This is a genomic window from Streptomyces sp. Y7, from assembly GCF_043195415.1.
In the GTDB taxonomy this organism is placed as follows: Bacteria; Actinomycetota; Actinomycetes; order Streptomycetales; family Streptomycetaceae; genus Streptomyces.
Genome location: NZ_JBIDDQ010000034.1, coordinates 25366 through 44798 on the forward strand (window position 1 = coordinate 25366; position 19433 = coordinate 44798).

Sequence of the window (19433 nt, forward strand, 5' to 3'; positions counted from 1 at the left end):
GCTCACCTCCTGGGGAGCAGCAAAGAACGGTGCCATTCATAGAATGCGGGTAGAACGGTACGAAGGACGCGGAAAGCTGATATTCCACCGCGCAACGTGCCGATCCGGACGAGTTCATGTTCTGGAGCGTCCACGACCACCCGGACGGCCGCAACCGGGCGCTCGCCCGTGCGGACGGCGCTCAGGAGCGTGGCCGCCGACTCCATGTCGACCGCGATTGCGCCGGTCGTGCGCAGATCCGACCGTTCCTGACCTCGGACGACATGATCCGAGCCGGTGAGCGGCCCGGTGTGGACGGTGCGGCCCGGGACGGTCCGCACGAGTTCCTTGACGAGTAGGTCGGTCCCCACGCACGGAACGGTTCCCGCCGGATCCCGGGTCTCCTCGGCGACCACCAGATCGCCGGGGTGCATCCCGGGGGCGAGCCCCGCGCAGAAGCCGGTGGCGAGGACGGCTGCCCCGGTGAGGGCCGGGTCGGCCAGCATCCGGGTGACGGAGCGTTCGGCCGACCGGGGGCCCATGCCCGTGCGCAGCACGGTGACCGGCCCGCCGGCCCCGCCGCGCTCGCCCGCGCGCAGGGCGAACTGCTCGATGCCGAGCGCGCAGGCGATCAGCAGCGGGACCGGGGCGGGCTGTGGGCTCATCAGCTCCCCTTGGCCTCGGCGAGCGACCTGCTGGGCCTCTCGCTCCGCTCGGCGAAGGGCTCCCCGTGCACGTACCGGCCGAGCGCGGTCAGCGGGAAGACCTGCCGGTAGAGGTGATAGTTGATCGAGAAGTCCCAGGGGAACCCGGTGCCGGTGAAGTACGGCTCGTCCCAGGAGCCGTCCGCCAGCTGGGTGGCCGCGAGCCACTCGATGCCGCGCTCGACCGCCTTGGAGTCCCTCTCCCCCGCGGCCAGCAGGGCCATCAGTGCCCACGCGGTCTGCGAGGCCGTCGAGGCACCTCTGCCGCTCCACTCCTTGACGTATTTGTAGGAGCGCAGGTCCTCGCCCCAGCCGCCGTCGTCGTTCTGGACGGACTCCAGCCAGGTGACGGCGCGCCGGATCGCGGGGTGCGAGCCCGGCATGCCGGCGGCCACCAGGGCCGGTACGACGGATCCGGTGCCGTAGACGTAGTTCACGCCCCAGCGGCCGAACCACGAGCCGTCCGGCTCCTGCTCGGCGAGCAGCCACCGGATGCCGCGCCGGGTGCGCGGGTCGTGGGCGAGGCCCTCGACCGCGAGCATCTCCACGACATGCGCGGTGACGTCCGCCGACGGCGGGTCGATGACCTCGCCGAAGTCGCAGAACGGCAGCCGGTTCGGGAACGGGCTCGTGTTGTCGACGTCGAAGGCGCCCCACGCCCCGTTGCGCGACTGCATCCCGAGGTTCCAGCGCACCCCGCGGCCGATCGCCCGCTCCAGCCGCTCCGGGTCGTGGTGCCGGACCCGGCGCAGCGCGAGGACCACCTCGGCGGTGTCGTCGATGTCGGGGTAGTTGTCGTTGTGGAACTCGAACGCCCAGCCGCCCGGCGGCAGTTCGGGGCGCTTGACGGCCCAGTCGCCGGGCCGGACGATCTCCTCGCCCAGCATCCAGTCGGCGGCCCTGACCAGTTGCGGGTGATCGGCGGGCACGCCGGCGTCCACCAGGGCGATGGTGGCGAGGCAGGTGTCCCAGACCGGTGACTGGCAGGCCTCGATCATGCGGGCCCCGTCCTCGCGCCAGATGGCGAAACGGTCCAGCGAGGCGAGGCCCTCGCGCATCACGGGATGCTCGAGGTCGTAGCCGAGCAGGTGCAGCGCGATGATCGAGTACACCGCCGGGGGCTGGATGCCGCCCCAGCAGCCGTCGTTCTCCTGGCGCTCGATGATCCAGCGTGCGGCGCTGTTCATGGCGGCTCGGCGCAGCTTGCGCGGGGCGACCTTGCGCAGCTGGTGCAGGGCCTTGTCGAGCCGCTGGAAGGCGCCGTCCCAACTCGCGACCGGAGCAAGGGGCTTGGGCGGGTTGGGGTTCGCCGGGTCGGCGTGCAGTTCGTCGAGGGGGAAGGGCGCGGGCCGCACCGGGCGCTTCGCGGAGACGATCGTCAGCGGGACGATGGTCTGCCGGGCCCAGCAGCCGAAGTCGTAGATGTTGAGCGGGACCCACTTGGGGAAGTAGATGAGCTCCGGCGGGAGTTCGGGCAGGTCCTCCCACTTCCACCAGCCGAACAGGGCCAGCCAGATCCGCGTGAAGACCCGGGCCGCGGCGATGCCGCCCTGCTCACGGATCCAGGCAGAGGCCCGCGCCATGTGCGGTGCGTCCGGCGCGTCGCCCGCCAGGCGCAGGGCGACGTACGCCTCGATGGTGGCGGAGAGCTCGCCGGGCGCGCCGTAGAAGGTGCCCCAGGTGCCGTCCTCGCGCTGCTCTCCGCGGATGAAGAGCGCGGCGGCCTGGGTGGTCTTCTCGTCCCGGATACCCAGGAACTGACGGAGCAGAAGGTCCTCGGCGTCCATGGTGACGTTCGTCTCGAGGTCGCCCTTCCACCAGCCCTGGGCGTCCTGCTTCGCCAGCAGGAACTCGGTGGCGCGCCGGACCGCACCCACGGCGGCTTCGTGCACCCCGGCCGCCACGGGGTTCTCGCTGTCGGTGTCGCTGGCCGCGGCTGCCCGGGGCGGCCGCGCCCCGGTGCTTCCGTCGGTCGTCGCTGTCATGGCTTCCCCTTCGTGCAGTGCTACAGGTAGTGCGTCTGCTGTGGGTCCGCCGTCGGCCGGTGCGCTTCATCCAGCGACACCGGCCGGCGACTACGCGAGGGCTATTCGACCGATACTGATCATCTCTTTTCGCCCGGTGGTGATCATCTCTTTCGTACGACGACGAAGTCGGCGAGCGCCGTGAACTGCGCCCGCACCCGATCGGGCATGTCGACGGCGTCCAGGGCCTCGACGGCGATCGCGTGCTGGCGGCGCGCTTCCCCGGCCGTCCACTCGCGGCCGCCCGCCTCCTCGATCAGGGCGGCGCGGGCGGCGAACTCCTCCTCGGAGAAGTTCTCGAAGTCGCTGCTCTTGGCGTCGGCGGCGAGGATCTCGCCGAGCCGCTCGGAGGCCGGGCCGCCCGCCGCGAGCGCGGCCACGACCGGCAGGGACTTCTTGCGCTGGCGCAGGTCGCTCCAGGTCTGCTTGCCGGTGGAGACCGGGTCGCCCCAGATGCCGAGGAGGTCGTCGACGGCCTGGAAGGCGAGGCCCAGGTGGTAGCCGTACTTCTCCAGGGCGTCGGCGGTGCGGTCGTCCGCGCCGGCGAGCACCGCGCCGATGGAGCTGGCGGCGGCGATCAGGGCGCCGGTCTTGTTGCCCTCCATCTCCAGGCACTCCTCGACGCTGACGCGGTCGCGGTGCTCGTAGGAGATGTCCTGGGCCTGGCCGTCGATCAGGGCGCGGGTGGCGGTGGCCAGGCGGCGGGTGGCACGGCCGGCCTCGACGGTGCCGAGCTCCAGCAGCACCTCGTTGGCCAGCGCGAACATGGCGTCGCCGACGAGGATGGCCTGGGCGGGACCGTGCACCTTCCAGACCGTGTCGCGGTGGCGGCGCTGCTCGTCGCCGTCCATCAGGTCGTCGTGCAGCAGCGAGAAGTTGTGGACCAGTTCGACGGCGACGGCTCCGGGGACGCCGGTCTCGGGCGCGGCGCCGGTGACCTCGGCGGAGAGTAGCGCGAGGGCGGGGCGTACGGCCTTGCCGCCGTCGCCGGCCGTGGGCCTGCCGTCGGCGTCGATCCAGCCGAAGTGGTAGGCGGAAACGGTGTCCATCGGAGGAGCCAGGCGGTCGACGGCCGCCCGCAGGACCGGTGTGGTCAGGGTCCTACCGCGCTCCAGGAGCGCGGTCACGTCCACCGCTGTCTCTCGATCGGCCTTCTCGGCCGGGGGCACAGTGGGCACGTTCTCTCCTCTTGTTGCGCTACGGGGGGTGCGGGGGCCTGCCGCCGGCTGCTCGTTCAGCATCACGCCGCCTCCTCGACGTCGAAGAGGTGGCTGGGGCGAGGCCGGCCCAGAGCGCTCAGCGCGGCTTCGGCCGCACTCACGCCACTGCGGACCGCACTCTCCATGGTCGCGGGCCACCCTGTGGCGGTCCACGCTCCGGCCAGGTACAGGCCGGTTGCCTTGGTGCGGGCGCCGGGCCGCAGCCGCCCGACGCCGGGGGTGGGCGCGAACGTCGCCGTACGCTCCCTGGTCACGAAGAAGTCCAGCACCCGGGCGCCGCGTGCCCTGGGCAACAGCCGCTCCAGCTCCGGCAGATACCGCTCGCGCAGGCTGGCCACGGGTGCGTCGATCTCGTCCTGCGCGGCCGACTGGGAGACGGCGAGGTACTGGCCGTCCTTGAGCCCGGAGGCGTCGGTGCGGTCGAACACCCACTGGACCGGGGTGCCCAGAGCCGTCAGGAACGGCGTGCTCAGCACCTTGCGGTCGTAGACGACGTGGACGTTGAGGATCGGGGCGGTGCCGATCTCCAGGAGCTGTTCGGGGGCGTCGAGGGCACCGCCGGGCAGCAGGTCGTACGCCTCGCGCTGGGCCACGGCGAGCACGACCGCGTCCGCGTGGAGCGTCTCGCCGGGAACCTCGACGCTCCAACGTCCGTTCTCCTCAGTGGAGATGGAGGTGACGCGTGTACGGACCTCGGTACGCACGCCCGCGGAGTCGAGCGCCTTGCGGGCCAGCCGGTCATGCAGTTCGCCCAGCGGGACGCGCGCCCATCCGATGTCGGCCGCGCCCGGGTCGGACAGCAGACCGGTCTTGAACACCATCGCGGCGAGCCCCAGCGAGGCGTCGCCCGCGACCGCGTTGAGAGTGGCGACCCCGACCAGGTCCCACAGGGCCTCGACGGCACGCGCCGACTGACCGTGCGCGGTCAGCCAGCTGCCGAAGTCCTGGGTGTCCAGGGTCGGATCGGCCAGGTCGAGCCCCTTGAGCGCGAGCGCGGCACGACCGACCCTGGCGCGTTCGGCGAGGGAGAGATGCGGATACGTCGCAAGGCTCCGGCCCAGGTGCAGGGGCACGGGCAGCGCGTCGCGCCGCAGCCTGCCGAGCCGTCGGCCCTCGGGCTTGTGGAGGTCGATGACGGGCACGTCGAGACGATCCTGCAGCGGTGCCAGCGCCGTCCCCTCGATCCGGTCGAGGAACCAGCGGTAGGCGGTGCAGCAGCGCAGGTAGACGTGCTGTCCGTTGTCGACGGTCAGGTCGCCGCGCTGGAAGGAGAAGGCCAGGCCGCCCAGCCTCGGCCTGCCCTCGATCAGGGTGACGCGGACGCCCGCGTCGGCGAGCGCGAGCGCGGCGGTGATGCCGGCGAGCCCGCCGCCGATCACGACGGCGTCCCTCCCGGCGCCCCCCGGGATGTCCGCGAGCGACCCGTCCGGCCGCGTGCCGTCGGTCATCGTGCACCCTCCCCTGCGCGGCCGCCGTGCCGATGGTTCAACGGTGCACGGCCGGTCGTCTCAGTCAGGGACGCCGCATGACGGCGGAGGGTTGCCTGCCGCTTTTCCCCGGTGGCATCACCTTGGGCCGAAATGTCCATCAGGCGCGCCTCCTGACGGTTCGGGTGACATGCCGGGCGTCCAGACCGGACAGACCGCGCACGGCGACGTACGCCTTCTCGCGCCCGGGCAGGGAGACCCGGCCGCGCAGCACGGCCTCCGGGTCGCGCTCGATGCGGTCCAGCAGCCGGCGGTAGATGCCGGCCATGGCGGCGACACAGGCGCCGCTGCGCCGGTCGAGCATGGGGAGCAGCCGGTAGCCCTCGGCGAAAAGGGCGCGGGCCCGTCGCACTTCGAAGTGGACGAGGCCCGCGAAGTCGGAGCCCTCCGGTGGTGTCGGCCCGCTGAAGCCGGCCGAGCAGCCGAATTTGGCGAGGTCGTCGGAGGGCAGATAGGTGCGCCCGCCCTCGGCGTCCTCACGGACGTCACGCAGGATGTTGGTCAGTTGCAGCGCCAGGCCGAGCGTGTCCGCGTACTCGGACGCGCGTTCGGCGCCGCGGGCCCCTCGTTCGGTGCCGAACACGCCGAGCGACAGACGCCCGATGGCGCCCGCCACACAGCGGCAGTAGACCTTCAGGTCGTCCCAGGTCTCGTAGGTCTCGCCGCGCACGTCCATCAGGACGCCGTCGATCAGCTCGTCCAGTCCGCCGAGCGGGATCGGGAAGGCGTCGGCGGCGTGCGCGAGGGCGACGGCCACCGGATCGGTGTCGTCCTCGTCGACGGCGTGGTCGCGGATCCGGGCCAGCAGCTTCCCGGTGTCCTCGAGCCTGGCGATCTTGACGTCGCCGCTCAGGGCGCCGTCGCCGATGTCGTCGACGCGGCGCGAGAACGCGTACAACGCCGACATCGCCCGGCGCTTGGGCGTGGGCAGCAGTCTGATGCCGTAGGCGAAGTTCCGTGCCTGCTGTCCGGTGACGGCCTCGCAGTAGCTGTAGGCGGCGAGTACCGGTGCGGACGCGTGTGGTGCAGACTCCACGGTCCGGATCACCCCTCTCCTCGCAGAGTCACGCCCACCTCGCGCAGCAGCCGAAGCCTGCTGGCCTTGGGCGGGCCGGGCAGTACGTCGTATTCGGCGGCGGCGATCGCGTCGACCGCCGCCCTTCCCCCCGCCACGAAACCCGCGAGCAGCAGCTTGAGCCTGCCGTGGACGCTACCCACCAGGGGGGTGCCTTCATTCAGGAGGTTCCGGGCACGTTCGGCTTCGTATGCAACCAGTGCGCGCACCGATGCGCCCGCCGTTTTCGCCCCGAGATCGGTTTCGTCGACGTGAAAGCGTTTCATGTCCGCCGCGGGCAGATAGATCCGGTCACGGCGGAGGTCCTCAGCGACGTCCTGGAGATGCTCGACGATCTGGAGCGCCGTGCACACCGCGTCGGAGCGGCGGATCCGCTCGGGCGTCGCCGTGCCGGTGACGGCGAGGACGAGACGGCCGACGGGGTTGGCGGACAGTTCGCAGTAGGCAAGGAGATCGTCGAAGGTCTCGTAGCGCCCGACGAGCTGGTCCTGGCGGTTGGCGGCGATCAGACCGAGGAACGGCTCGGGCGTCAGCGCACGGCGGCGGACCGTCGGCTGGAGGCGGCGCAGCAGGGGGTGGCCGGGGGTGCCGTCGAAGACACGGTGCAGGTCGGCCTCGAAGGCGTCGAGCAGCACCAGGCGGTCCTCGGCCCACTCGGGTGACACGCCGAGCAGACGGGCGTCGGCGCCACCGGGGGCGAGGTCGCCGTCGCCGATGTCGTCGACGAGGCGGGCGAAGCCGTAGACGGCCATCAGATCGGTGCGCCAGGCCCTGGGCAGGAAGAACGGCGCCACGGGGAAGTTCTCCGCGGCGGCCTTGTCGAGCGTGCCGCGCGCCGGATCGACCGGGCGCGCGCCGGTTCCCGTCACCGTGGACTGCCCGGGGCGGGGACGGCACAGGCGGATGCGTTGAGCTGGGGAGTTTCCGTAGCCATTGCCGTCACATCTCCCGTTCTACACCGCCGACCCAATGCACACTATTTCGGACACGCCGCCCGGCTGTCCGCGCCGCAGCCCGGAGAGAGGGGTGTCGCGCCTTATCGCCCCACTTGCCGTGTTTCGGTACCGGTACAGCTTACGTTGTACAACGCAGCGTGGCCCGTGGGGGTGTCCTGCACATCACAACAACACACCGATTGACGTCAAGATTCCTCAAACCAGCCGGAGTTGACGTTTCCTTTGCAGACGCGGGCCCCGCCGGTGCAGTTCCGGCGGGGCCCCGGGAAGCTTGCTGGGCCGCACGGCCCATGTCCGGGTGGACTACTTGCCCGTGAACTTCTCGTACTCCTTGAGGACCTCGTCCGTCGGTCCGTCCATACGCAGCTCGCCGCGTTCCAGCCACAGCACGCGGTTGCAGGTGTCGCGGATGGACTTGTTGTTGTGGCTGACCAGGAACACCGTGCCGGCTTCCTTGCGCAGCTCACGGATACGGTCCTCGGAGCGCTTCTGGAACTTCCGGTCGCCGGTGGCCAGCGCCTCGTCGATCATGAGGACGTCGTGGTCCTTGGCCGCGGCGATGGAGAAGCGCAGGCGGGCCGCCATACCGGACGAGTAGGTGCGCATGGGCAGGGTAATGAAGTCGCCCTTCTCGTTGATGCCGGAGAAGTCGACGATGTCCTGGTAGCGCTCCTTGATCTGCTCGCGGGACATGCCCATCGCAAGCCCGCCCAATATGACGTTGCGCTCGCCCGTGAGGTCGTTCATCAGGGCCGCGTTCACACCGAGCAGGGAGGGCTGGCCGTCGGTGTAGACCTTGCCCGTCTCCGGCGGGAGCAGGCCGGCGATGGCACGCAGCAGGGTGGACTTGCCGGAGCCGTTGGAGCCGATCAGGCCGATGGCCTCGCCGCGGTAGGCGACGAAGGAGACACCGCGTACGGCGTGCACCTTGCGCACGCCTCGCTCCTCGCCGCGCTTCAGTATGCGGCTGAGGGCGGCCGTGGCGCTGCCCTTGCCGGACTTGGCGCCGTTGACGCGGTAGACGATGTGCAGCTCGTCCGCGATGACGGTGGGAATGTGGGCGTCCGCCCTCTGCTCAGCCACGGCCGTACCTCTCCTCCGCCTTCCAGAAGTACACGAAGCCGCCGACCGCGAACAGCGCCGCCCAGCCGGCCGCCGCCGCCCAGACGTGGTCGGGCAGGTTCGAGGAGCCGTAGCCGTCGATCATGGCGAAGCGCATCAGGTCCATGTAGACCGCGGCCGGGTTCCACTGCAGGACGGTGGCGATCCACTCCGGCTTGTCCTTCAGCATGACCGGGATGGAGAACATCACGCCGGACGCGTACATCCAGGTACGCATCACGAACGGCATCAGCTGGGCCAGGTCCGGGGTCCTCGAGCCGGCCCGGGCCATGATCAGGGCGAGGCCGGTGTTGAACAGGAACTGGAGGACCAGCACGGGCAGGATCAGCACCCAGCTGAGCTTCGGGTAGCTGCCGAAGCCGATCGCCACGACGAACAGCACGATCATCGAGTACAGCAGCTGCTGGAGCTGCTGCAGCGCGAAGGAGATGGGGAGCGAGGCGCGCGGGAAGTGCAGGGCGCGCACCAGGCCAAGGTTGCCCGAGATCGCGCGGACGCCCGCCATCACCGAGCTCTGGGTGAAGGTGAACACGAAGACGCCCGTGACCAGGAACGGGATGTACACCTCGCGGGGCATGCCCCGGTCGGCCTCGAGGATCACGCCGAAGATGAAGAAGTACACGGCGGCGTTCAGCAGCGGGGTGGCCACCTGCCAGAGCTGTCCGAGCTTCGCCTGGCTGTACTGGGCGGTCAGCTTCGCCCGCGAGAACGCGAGGATGAAGTGCCGCCGGTCCCAGAGCTGCCGGACGTACTCGAACAGCGAGGGGCGGGCGCCGCTGACAGCGAGCCCGTACTTGGCGGCCAGCTCGGACGCCGTGAGTCCCTCGTCGGGCGACGGCGGCGCGCTCACCGCGACCGAGCCGTCGTGCGTTGTCTCACTCACCAGTTGAAACTTTCGTCTTCGAGATGCGCAGACTGTGCGGGCCTGGCATGAACCTGGGGCCGTCGGGCCCGGTCGCTCTCAGGGTCGAGCCTGTCAGATGACAGGAGGTCGGCCCAGTCGAGTCAGCCGCCACACCGTACGCCACTTCATGGGCCGGCGGGGACCGCACGGAGTGGTCCAGCCTTCCCGGAATCCGCCGAACCATGCACGCAGCGCCGGGCGGGAGGGGCGCCGGGCCAGGGTGAGGAGCATCCAGACGCCCAGATAGACCGGGACAAGGGGGGCGGGGAGGTTGCGGCGGGCGAGCCAGACGCGGTTGCGGGCGACCATGCGGTGGTAGACCGCGTGCCGCGAGGGCGCGGTCGTGGGGTGGTACAGCACCATGTCGGACCGGTAGTCGATCATCCAGCCCGCGTCGAGGGCCCGCCATGCCAGGTCGGTTTCCTCGTGGGCGTAGAAGAACTCGTCCGGAAGTCCACCGACTTCCGCGAAGACCTGGGTGCGTACGGCGTTGGCGCCGCCGAGGAAGGTGGTGACCCGGGAGGAGCGCATCGGGTCGGAGGCGCGCAGCCGGGGGACGTGGCGGCGCTGGGTGACCCCGGTCCCGGGGTCGGCGATGCGGAAGCTGACGATGCCGAGCTTCGGGTCGGCCGAGAAGGCATCGCGGCACAGCTCGGCGGTGTCGTGGTGGGCGAGGAGGCCGTCGTCGTCGAGGAAGAGCAATATGTCGACGTCGCGGCCGCTCGGGCCGAAGGCCTCGATACCGACGTTGCGGCCGCCGGGGATGCCGAGGTTCTCGGACAGCTCGATGGTGCGCACGCCCTCGGGGACGTCCGGCACCGGGGAGCCGTTGCCGACCACGACGACCTCGACACGGTCGCCGTCCTGCTTGGCGACCGAGTCGAGGAGGGCGCGCAGCTCGTCGGGGCGGTTGCCCATGGTGATGATGACCGCGCCGACCTTCATGGGCGCGCTCACTTCAGCCTGCTCGACGCGAGGATCGACACCAAGTGCAGCAGGGTCTGGAGCAGGGCGATGCCGGCGAGCACGGCGACGCCGAGCCGGGTGAAGAACAGGTCGCCGCGGATCTGGTCGGCGATCGCCAGCACCAGGATCAGCAGCGAGGCCTCGATGCCGAGGATGAGGCGGTGGAACTTGAGCAGGGCGGCGGCCCTGCGGGCCATGGCCATGCCGGAGGAGCGCATCTCGGACGCGGCCTCCTGCACCGGAGGCTTGCCGGCCTGGTGGCGGGCGACGCCGACGAGGTCGGTCTCGGCCTTGATCAGGATGGCGCCGAGCGCGGCCAGCGTGCCGAGGAAGGCCCACAGCCAGTCGATACGGCCGCTGCCCCACAGGTCGGCGGCGCGCAGGCCGAAGCCGACGAGCACGGCGGCGTCGGTGAGGTAGGCGCCGACGCGGTCGAGGTAGACGCCGTTGAGGGAGTACTGCTTCTTCCAGCGCGCGATCTCGCCGTCGACGCAGTCGAGGAGCAGATACATCTGGACGCACACCACGCCCAGCACGGCACCCGGGATCCCCGGCACGAGAAGCGCCGGGGCCGCGAGCACACCGAAGACGGTCATCAGGTACGTGAGCTGGTTGGGCGTGACCCTGGTGTTCACCAGGTAGCGGTCGACCCGCAGGGACACCTCTCGCATGTAGAGGCGTCCCATCCAGTGCTCACCGCTGCGCCGGTCCTTCACCCCCGCGGGGTGAACGACGGGGCGGAGTTCAGCTACCGATGGCCTTGACATAGTCGGCGTAGATGTCCTTGATCTGGTCGGTGGTCAGGTCGAGGTGTTCGAGGATCGTGTAACGGCCGGGCCGGGTCTGCGGAGCGAACTCCACCGCGCGGACGAACTCGTCGTCCGTGAAGCCGATCTCCTCCGGCAGTACCGGCAGACCGTGCCGGCGCAGCACCTCGGCCATGTAGGCCGACTCCTCATGGGCTCCGCGCAGGTACATCGCGAAGGCCGCGCCGAGCCCGCACTGCTCGCCGTGGGCGGCGGCGCGCCTCGGGAACAGCAGGTCGAAGGCGTGGTTGATCTCGTGGCAGGCGCCGGAGGACGGACGGGAGTCGCCCGACACCGACATGGCGATGCCGCTGAGCACCAGCGCCTCGGCCAGCACCTGAAGGAAGTCGGTGTCCCCGATGCCGCCGGGGTGGCGCAGCACCGCCTCACCGGCCTGCCGGGCGATGGCGGCGGCGAGACCGTCGATCTTCTCGCCCTTGACCCGGTTGGCGAGCTCCCAGTCCGCGATGGCGGAGATGTTGGAGACGGCGTCACCGATGCCGGCCCGGACGAAGCGCACGGGGGCCTCGCGGATGACATCGAGGTCGATGACGACGGCGATCGGGTTCGGCACACCGTAGGAGCCGCGCCCGGCGTCGTTGTCGAGGGTGGCGACGGGCGAGCACAGGCCGTCGTGCGCGAGGTTCGTCGGTACGGCGACCAGCGGCAGGCCGACGCGCGCCGCGGCGAACTTGGCGCAGTCGATGATCTTGCCGCCGCCGAGCCCGACGACGGCGTCGAAGTGGCCGGCCCTTATGTCACCGGCCAGCCGGACCGCGTCGTCGAGGGTGCCGCCGCCGACCTCGTACCAGGTGGCGCCGGGCAGCGCGGGAGCGAGCCGCTCCTTGAGCCGGGCGCCGGATCCGCCGCTGACGGCGACGGCGAGCTTGCCGGAGTGCGAGATGCGCTCGTCGGCGAGCACACAGGCCAGGTCGTCGAGGGCGCCGGGGCGGATGTCGACGACGACCGGCGAGGGGATCAGCCGGGTCAGTACTGGCATGCGATCTCCCGTCCACGGGCGAGATCGTCGTGGTTGTCGATCTCCACCCACTTGACGTCGCCGATGGGCGCCACGTCGATGCGGAAGCCGCGGTTCACGAGCTCCTGGTAGCCGTGCTCGTAGAACTGCTGCGGGTCGGTCTCCCACACGGCCTTGAGGGCGTCGGCCAGCTCGGGGGCCGCGTCGCCCTCGATCAGGGTGACGCCGATGTACTCACCGGTGGCCTCGGTGGGGTCCATGAGCTTGGTGATCTTCGTCATGCCCTTGGCGGGGTCGACGACGACCTTCATCTCCTCGTCGGCGAGGCTCTTCACCGTGTCCAGGGCGAGGATGATCTTCTTGCCGTCGCCGCGGGCGGCGAGCAGCGTCTTCTCGACGGAGACCGGGTGGACGGTGTCGCCGTTGGCGAGGATCACGCCGTCCTTGAGGGCGTCACGACCGCACCACAGGGAGTAGGCGTTGTTCCACTCCTCGGCCTTGTCGTTGTCGATGAGGGTGAGCTTGAGGCCGTACTTCGCCTCCAGCGCGGCCTTGCGCTCGTACACCGCTTCCTTGCGGTAGCCGACGATGATCGCGACCTCGGTGAGACCGATCTCGGCGAAGTTCGCCAGAGTCAGGTCGAGAACCGTGGGTTCGCCCTCTATGCCCGCGGGCCCCACCGGCACCAGAGCCTTGGGAAGGCTGTCGGTGTAGGGGCGCAGACGCCGTCCGGCGCCGGCCGCCAGCACGAGGCCGATCATGCGGGTTCTCCTTCATCGTGTACGGCGGGCGCCCCTGCGGACACCCAGAAGCGGATGCTCTCGACGAGCACCACCAGGGCCACGGCCACGGCGAGGACCGTGAGCGCGACCGTGAACTGCGAGGCGGAGAGCACCGCGGCGAGGACGGTGACGAGCAGCGTCCGTCCTTCGTGCCCCCCGATGGCGCGCACCAGCCAGGCCGGGGGCGCTCCGGCGTTGCCGCGGATGCGGTACACCGTGTCGTAGTGATGGTAGGCGACGGCGGCCACCAGGCCGAAAGCTGCCGGAAGGGCTCCGTTCACCTCCGCTTTGACCGCGAGCGCGAGGACGGTGGCGTATTCGGCGGCCCGGAAGAAGGGCGGCACCAGCCAGTCGAGGGCGCCCTTGAGCGGCCGGGCGACGGCGACGGCCGAGGTCACGGCGTACACCAGCGCGGCCACCGACGGCCACGGTCCGCCGACGTCGGTGAGCGCGGCCGTGGCGACCACCGCGGCGCCGCCGAGCAGGGCCACGGCGGGGGCGGCGAAGCCGGGCAGGTGCCGCGCCCGGTTCCGCAGTGCCTGTGCGATGCCCTGGGCGAGCGGGCCGCAGTCCGCGAGGTCGGCGAGCGCCTGGGCGGCCCGGTCGGTACGGCGGGCCTTGCGGGTCAGCGAGCGCAGCACCCGGCCGGCCGTGGTGTACGTCGCCGCGAAGGCGCAGCCGATGAGCAGCGCGTAGAAGGTGATGCGCGGTGTCGTGGCCGCCGTCAGGATCGCGATCATCGCCCAGCGCTCGCCGATCGGCAGGACGATCATCCGGCGCACCCAGACCGTCCAGCCGACGCTGTCGAGCTTGTCGGAGAGGGCGGCGGTGGGGCTGGTGTTGGCGGTGGCGTCGTGGTTGGCCTCGTTGAAGGAGAAGTCCACGACGTGCCGGCAGGTCTGCAGGACCATCGCGCCGAGGGCGAGGGCCCACACGTCGTCGCCGCCCCGGGCCGCGCCGAGGGCGAGGCCGGCGTAGTAGGCGTACTCCTTGGCCCGGTCGAAGGTGGCGTCGAGCCAGGCGCCGAGCGTGGAGTACTGCAGGGAGTAGCGGGCGAGCTGGCCGTCGGTGCAGTCCAGCACGAAGGAGAAGATCAGCAGCAGGCCCGCCGCGATGAACCCGGGCCGGGTGCCGGTGGCCGCGCAGCCCGCCGCGATCAGCGCGGTGATCAGGGAGGCGGTGGTGACCTGGTTGGGGGTCAGGCCCCGGCGGGCGCACCAGCGCGCGAGGTAGCGGGAGTAGGGGCTGATGCAGTAGGTGGTGAAGAAGCCGTCTCGGGCCTTCACGGCGGACTTCAGACGTATGGCCTCGTCGTCGACGGCCGCCACCGCCTGGCGTGCCTCGTTGCGGCCCTGCGGGTCGGCCGGGACGGCGGCGACCAGGCTGCCGAGCTCGGGGCGGTGCACGTCGGCGCCGTCGTCGTCGAGGGCGACGACGATGCGGTCGGCGAGGCTGTCCACGGCCACGGTGGCGGCGCCCGCCTGCTCGGGCGAGGCCGAGAACTCCGACGAGCCGCCCGAGGAGTTCTCGCGGGCCATCGCGCGGGTCAGGGCCTGCCGGCCGGCGGCCTGCGCGGTCATGGCGCCCGGGATCGCGGCGAGCGGGAAGCGCGGGTCGGTCAGGCCGAGGCGCAGCGCGTGCTGATGGCCGACGAAGCGGGCGTCGACGAGGGCGACGCGTTGGTCACCGGGTACCTGGGCGAGGAGCGTCTCGGTCTCGGCCGCGTCGGCGGCGACCCGCACGTCGTAGCCGAGTGACCGCAGATCGCCCTCGATCGACGATCCGGGGACCGGCTGACCGGTGAGGATGGCGGTCGACAACCGAACTCACTCCCTGGGTGCCGGCATGTCCGCGCCGGTCGTGTACGTGGGTGGCAGCGCCTGTCGGCGGTGCGGCCGGGCGGTGTGTCGGCAGAGGCTATCGGATGATTGGAAGCCAACGTTCACCGGCCGTTTGACGAAGCGATCAACGTGGTTTGCCCGGACCTCCGCCGCGATCATCATCACGGATCCCCGGGCTCACCCACAAACCCGAGCGCACAGAACGGGGCATCAGCGACATTGCGTAGCGCGCGAAAGGCTGCGCATAGGGTGGGCGACCATGACATGGCTGATCACAGGCGGAGCCGGCTACATCGGGGCACATGTGGCGCGGGCCATGACCGGTGCCGGGGAACGCGTGCTCGTACTGGACGACCTCTCGGCCGGGCACCCCGTGCGGCTTCCGCAGGACGTGCCGCTGGTCGAGGGCTCGTCTCTCGACGGTGACCTGCTGAAAAGGGTGTTCGCCGAGCACTCCGTGACGGGTGTGGTGCATCTCGCGGCCCGTAAGCAGGTCGGTGAGTCCGTGGCGCAGCCCACGCGCTACTACCGCGAGAACGTGGGCGGTCTCACCACGCTCCTGGAGGCGGTCGCGGAGGCGGGCATCAAGCGCTTCGTGTTCTCGTCGTCCGCCGCGGTCTACGGCAACCCGGATGTGGATCTCATCACGGAGGACACCCCCTGCGCGCCCGTGAACCCCTACGGCGAGACCAAGCTCGCCGGTGAGTGGCTGGTGCGCGCGGCCGGCCGGGCACACGGGATCTCCACCGTATGTCTCCGCTATTTCAACGTCGCGGGCTCCGCCGCGCCCGAGCTGGCCGACACGGGCGTGTTCAACATCGTCCCCATGGTCTTCGACCGGCTCACCCGCGGCGAGGCCCCGCGGATCTTCGGCGACGACTATCCGACGCCGGACGGCACCTGTGTCCGTGACTACATTCACGTCGCCGATCTCGCCGAGGCGCACCTGGCGGCGGCCCGGTGGCTCGGCGAACCGGACGCGAGCGGCGACCTGACGGTCAACATCGGCAGCGGCGAGGGCGTCTCCGTGCGCGAGCTGATCACCGTCATCGGCGAGGTGAGCGGCGACCGGCGTCCCGCCGTCGTCGAGCCCCGGCGCCCCGGGGACGCCCCGCGCGCGGTCGCCTCGGCCGCGCTCGCCGCCGAGCAGCTCGGCTGGACCGCCCGGCGCGGGGTACGCGAGATGGTCGAGTCGGCGTGGGCGGGCTGGCGGTTGCACCACGGCCGCTGATCAGGCGCACCACCCTGACCTGCGGATCGTTTCCGCAGGTCAGGGCACATGACAACGGTGTTCAGTGCCGCGTTGCCCGATACCCCCCACCCGTAGTTCACTGTGATCCCGGGACGGGAATTCCGCTCGTCCGACGGACGCTGAAGGGCGGCTTTTCATGGGGGCTGGGCACGACCACGGGCATACGCACGGGCCCACGACCGGCACCGCGGCGGCCGCGTACCGCGGGAGGCTGCGCGTCGCGCTGGCGATCACGCTCGGCGTCATGGTGGTCCAGATCGTCGGCGGTGTGCTCGCGGACTCCCTCGCCCTGATCGCGGACGCGGCGCACATGGCGACGGACGCGCTGGGACTGGGCATGGCCCTGCTCGCGATCCACTTCGCGAACCTCCCGGCCAGCACCAACCGCACCTTCGGCTACGCCCGCGCGGAGATCCTCGCCGCTCTCGCCAACTGTCTACTGCTGCTGGGCGTCGGCGGTTACGTCCTGTTCGAGGCGATCCAGCGGTTCTTCACGCCCGCCGAGACCGAGGGCGGCCTGATGATCGTGTTCGGCGCGATCGGCCTGGTCGCGAACATGATCTCGCTCACGCTGCTGATGCGGGGCCAGAAGGAGAGCCTGAACGTGCGCGGCGCGTTCCTGGAGGTCGCCGCCGACACCCTGGGCTCGCTCACGGTGCTGATCTCCGCCACGGTGATCCTGACCACCGGCTGGCAGGCCGCCGACCCGATCGCCTCACTGGTCATCGGCCTGATGATCGTGCCCCGCACCCTGAAGCTGCTGCGCGAGACCCTCGACGTGCTGCTGGAGTCGGCACCCAAGGACGTCGACATGGCCCAGGTGCGGTCGCACATACTCGCTCTGGACGGTGTCGAGGACGTGCACGACCTGCACGCCTGGACGATCACGTCCGGCATGCCGGTGCTGTCGGCCCATGTGGTGGTGCGCTCCGACGTCCTGAACGCGATCGGCCACGAGAAGATGCTGCACGAACTCCAGGGCTGCCTCGGGGACCACTTCGACGTGGAGCACTGCACCTTCCAGCTGGAGCCGGTCGGGCACGCCGAGCACGAGGCCCGGCTCTGCCACTGACGCACCGGCATCACCGTCACCACTAAAACAACCGTACGGGCCTATAAGACGTCAGTACGGGCGGAATGCAGCGATCCGGCGGTCCGTCGCGTCCTCATGCTCACAGCCCCTCCACGGACGGTTCCGCGCCCGCCGCGCCGGGCACGATCAACTGCCGGGAGTGCCGTGCTCGTACGGCACACTTGGGGCGCAAGACCGATGTGAAGGATGGGTATGCCGATCACACCTGCCACCACGACGCACAGTCCGTCGAACGGGGCCGCTGACGCGATTTTGCTGGAACTCGTCGACGAGAACGGTGTGACGATCGGCACCGCGGAGAAGCTCGCCGCGCATCAGCCACCGGGACAGCTGCACCGCGCCTTCTCGGTGTTCCTCTTCGACGAGCAGGGCCGGCTGCTGCTCCAGCGGCGCGCGCTCGGCAAGTACCACTCCCCCGGCGTGTGGTCCAACACCTGCTGCGGCCACCCCTACCCCGGCGAGGCACCGTTCGCGGCGGCGGCCCGGCGGACGTTCGAGGAACTCGGCGTCTCCCCGTCGCTGCTCGCCGAGGCGGGCACGGTCCGCTACAACCACCCGGACCCGGCCTCGGGCCTGGTGGAGCAGGAGTACAACCACCTCTTCGTCGGGATGGTGCAGTCCGCGCTGCGCCCGGACCCGGAGGAGGTCGAGGAGACGGCGTTCGTGACCCCGGCCGAACTGGCCGAGCGTCATGCGAAGGACACCTTCTCGGCGTGGTTCATGACCGTGCTGGACACGGCCCGCCCCGCGATGCGCGAGCTGACGGGCCCGTCGGCCGGCTGGTGACCGTCCCCGGGGTGTCCTGCGGCCGCGGGACGAGCCGGAGGGCACCCCTCAGGGCACGTGCACGGGCTTGAGCGGCACGGCGGCCCAGATCACCTTGCCGCCGCTCGCCGTGTGCTCGACGTCGCACACACCGCCCGCCTCCCGGGTCACCTCGCGCACCAGGAGCAGCCCCCGGCCGCCCGTCTGGCCGTGATCGGCCTCCAGGGCGGTCGGACGGTAGGGGTGGTTGTCCTCCACGGACACCCGCAGCCACTCCGCGCCGACGGCGACCTCCACGGCGAGCGTCGGGGACAGCAGCGCCGCGTGCCGGACGGCGTTCGTGACCAGCTCCGAGACGATCAGCAGCAGGCCCTGGACGAGGTCGTCCGAGACCGGCACGCCCTGGCGGTACAGCAGGTCCCGGACGGCGTGCCGGGCCTGCGGCACCGAGGCGTCCACGGCGGGGGCGGTGAACCGCCATACGCCCTCGTAAGGCAGGGAATTCGGCGGCCGCGGATCGACGGGCTCGTTCGCGCCGCCTGCTGGGCGTGGGCCGGACCCGCGCCCGTGGTTCTCCATCGTCCGGTCGCCACCCTCGCGCTCGATTGTCACCACGACTCGAGTGTTGGTAACGCGCAGGTCCGGGCCATTGAACTGAACAGAAGTCAGCAGGTATCGAGCGTTTCTGACCGGCTGCGTATGACACGGTCAGTTGTGGGACCGCTCCTGTGCCGCTCCTGCCGACTTGGGGAACTATTCGGGTTGTACGGGTTTGCCGTCGCCCTTGCCCCGGCCGTGCCCGGTGCCTCCTTCGCCCGCGACGCGTTCGGAGACCATACCGACGATCCGCCGGCCGCCGAAGCCGGTCGCGAGCAGGCCGAGCCCGTCGAAGAGCAGGGCGAGCGAGAAGAGCGTGCCCATCACATATCTGCTGCTGGGCCAGGCGCTCAGCACCAGGATGCCGAGGAACAGGTCGAAGGCGCCCTGGAGCAGGGTCCAGCCCATCTGCGGGCCGCGCACCACCAGGCTGCCGACCAGCCGGAACAGCCCGCCCGTCAGGAACAGCAGAGCGGCGAACATGGCCAGCGCCTCGGCCGCCGCCTCCGGTCTGCGGATCACCACCACGCCGGCGGCGATGTTCAGCGCCGCGACCACCACGCCGAGCCAGAAGAAGTTGGTGCCGCGCGCCTGGACCGCGTGCAGCAGGCCGACGCACCCGCCGATCAGCAGCAGCCAGCCGAACAGCAGCATCGTCGTCAGGGTCGCGAAGGCGGTGTAGAGCAGCCCGATCAGGCCGCCGATGACGAGCAGCACACCGAGGGCCGCGAGCCAGCCGAAGCCGCGCTGCATTTTCGCGGCCTCGCCCTTCGGCTTGGTGGACCTGGCCATCGGCGCCTCCCGGACCGTTCTTCTCCTTCTGCCCTCTCAGAACCCTGGCCGGTGATCGGGCGAGGGGCCCTTCGTGATCGGCCGTTCGG

19 protein-coding genes are annotated in these 19433 nt (G+C 70.8%); 3 read left to right on the forward strand and 16 right to left on the reverse strand.

Annotated features, from left to right (window positions below):
* Positions 1 to 2 precede the first annotated feature (2 nt).
* The 14 genes from ACGFW6_RS40860 to ACGFW6_RS40925 all read right to left on the reverse strand — a co-directional run bounded on the left by ACGFW6_RS40860 (position 3) and on the right by ACGFW6_RS40925 (position 14824).
* The gene (locus ACGFW6_RS40860) at positions 3 to 644 is read right to left on the reverse strand and encodes a 1-hydroxy-2-methyl-2-butenyl 4-diphosphate reductase (RefSeq protein ID WP_393521707.1); all 642 of its coding nucleotides are present in this window, start codon (positions 642 to 644) and stop codon (positions 3 to 5) included.
* On the reverse strand, positions 644 to 2668 hold the full coding sequence (gene shc, locus ACGFW6_RS40865) for a squalene--hopene cyclase (protein WP_393521709.1): 2025 nt from the start codon (positions 2666 to 2668) through the stop codon (positions 644 to 646). Before shc ends, ACGFW6_RS40860 begins: the two co-directional genes overlap by 1 nt.
* A gap of 143 nt (positions 2669 to 2811) precedes the next feature.
* Positions 2812 to 3948, reverse strand: coding sequence for a polyprenyl synthetase family protein (locus tag ACGFW6_RS40870; protein ID WP_393521711.1), 1137 nt, complete (start codon positions 3946 to 3948; stop codon positions 2812 to 2814).
* The gene (hpnE, locus tag ACGFW6_RS40875; RefSeq protein WP_393521713.1) at positions 3948 to 5375 is read right to left on the reverse strand and encodes a hydroxysqualene dehydroxylase HpnE; all 1428 of its coding nucleotides are present in this window, start codon (positions 5373 to 5375) and stop codon (positions 3948 to 3950) included. The genes ACGFW6_RS40870 and hpnE overlap by 1 nt, the downstream gene beginning before the upstream one ends.
* Positions 5372 to 5515 (reverse strand): DUF6380 family protein, encoded by a 144-nt coding sequence (locus ACGFW6_RS40880; RefSeq protein ID WP_393521715.1) that lies wholly within the window; start codon positions 5513 to 5515, stop codon positions 5372 to 5374. The genes hpnE and ACGFW6_RS40880 overlap by 4 nt, the downstream gene beginning before the upstream one ends.
* Entirely contained in the window at positions 5515 to 6462 is a 948-nt protein-coding gene (hpnD, locus tag ACGFW6_RS40885; protein ID WP_393521717.1) for a presqualene diphosphate synthase HpnD, read from the reverse strand. Before hpnD ends, ACGFW6_RS40880 begins: the two co-directional genes overlap by 1 nt.
* Positions 6459 to 7358 (reverse strand): squalene synthase HpnC, encoded by a 900-nt coding sequence (gene hpnC / locus ACGFW6_RS40890; protein WP_393521719.1) that lies wholly within the window; start codon positions 7356 to 7358, stop codon positions 6459 to 6461. Before hpnC ends, hpnD begins: the two co-directional genes overlap by 4 nt.
* Before the next feature lie 390 nt (positions 7359 to 7748).
* On the reverse strand, positions 7749 to 8528 hold the full coding sequence (locus ACGFW6_RS40895; RefSeq protein ID WP_393521721.1) for an ABC transporter ATP-binding protein: 780 nt from the start codon (positions 8526 to 8528) through the stop codon (positions 7749 to 7751).
* Positions 8521 to 9450, reverse strand: coding sequence for an ABC transporter permease (locus tag ACGFW6_RS40900; protein WP_393521723.1), 930 nt, complete (start codon positions 9448 to 9450; stop codon positions 8521 to 8523). The genes ACGFW6_RS40895 and ACGFW6_RS40900 overlap by 8 nt, the downstream gene beginning before the upstream one ends.
* 93 nt (positions 9451 to 9543) lie before the next feature.
* Positions 9544 to 10416, reverse strand: a complete 873-nt coding sequence (locus ACGFW6_RS40905; RefSeq protein ID WP_393521801.1) for a glycosyltransferase family 2 protein — start codon at positions 10414 to 10416, stop codon at positions 9544 to 9546.
* A gap of 8 nt (positions 10417 to 10424) precedes the next feature.
* Entirely contained in the window at positions 10425 to 11204 is a 780-nt protein-coding gene (locus ACGFW6_RS40910) for a CDP-alcohol phosphatidyltransferase family protein (RefSeq protein WP_393521725.1), read from the reverse strand.
* Positions 11182 to 12243, reverse strand: a complete 1062-nt coding sequence (locus tag ACGFW6_RS40915) for an iron-containing alcohol dehydrogenase family protein (RefSeq protein ID WP_393521727.1) — start codon at positions 12241 to 12243, stop codon at positions 11182 to 11184. Before ACGFW6_RS40915 ends, ACGFW6_RS40910 begins: the two co-directional genes overlap by 23 nt.
* Positions 12231 to 12983 (reverse strand): sugar phosphate nucleotidyltransferase, encoded by a 753-nt coding sequence (locus tag ACGFW6_RS40920; RefSeq protein ID WP_393521729.1) that lies wholly within the window; start codon positions 12981 to 12983, stop codon positions 12231 to 12233. The genes ACGFW6_RS40915 and ACGFW6_RS40920 overlap by 13 nt, the downstream gene beginning before the upstream one ends.
* Positions 12980 to 14824: a DUF5941 domain-containing protein gene (locus ACGFW6_RS40925; RefSeq protein WP_393521731.1), complete on the reverse strand. Its 1845-nt coding sequence runs from the start codon at positions 14822 to 14824 to the stop codon at positions 12980 to 12982. Before ACGFW6_RS40925 ends, ACGFW6_RS40920 begins: the two co-directional genes overlap by 4 nt.
* Positions 14825 to 15104: 280 nt before the next feature.
* On the opposite strand from ACGFW6_RS40925, the gene galE reads away from it, so the two are divergent.
* From galE to idi, 3 genes are all read left to right on the forward strand, one after another.
* Entirely contained in the window at positions 15105 to 16076 is a 972-nt protein-coding gene (gene galE / locus ACGFW6_RS40930) for a UDP-glucose 4-epimerase GalE (RefSeq protein WP_393521733.1), read from the forward strand.
* Between the two features lie 157 nt (positions 16077 to 16233).
* Positions 16234 to 17169 (forward strand): cation diffusion facilitator family transporter, encoded by a 936-nt coding sequence (locus ACGFW6_RS40935; protein ID WP_393521735.1) that lies wholly within the window; start codon positions 16234 to 16236, stop codon positions 17167 to 17169.
* A gap of 213 nt (positions 17170 to 17382) precedes the next feature.
* Entirely contained in the window at positions 17383 to 17976 is a 594-nt protein-coding gene (idi, locus tag ACGFW6_RS40940) for an isopentenyl-diphosphate Delta-isomerase (RefSeq protein ID WP_393521737.1), read from the forward strand.
* Positions 17977 to 18024: 48 nt separating this feature from the next.
* Here idi and ACGFW6_RS40945 read toward each other — a convergent pair whose 3' ends face one another.
* A complete protein-coding gene (locus ACGFW6_RS40945) occupies positions 18025 to 18534 on the reverse strand; it encodes an ATP-binding protein (protein ID WP_393521803.1) in 510 nt (169 codons plus the stop codon).
* Positions 18535 to 18708: 174 nt separating this feature from the next.
* Entirely contained in the window at positions 18709 to 19344 is a 636-nt protein-coding gene (locus tag ACGFW6_RS40950; RefSeq protein WP_393521739.1) for an HdeD family acid-resistance protein, read from the reverse strand.
* Positions 19345 to 19433 lie beyond the last annotated feature (89 nt).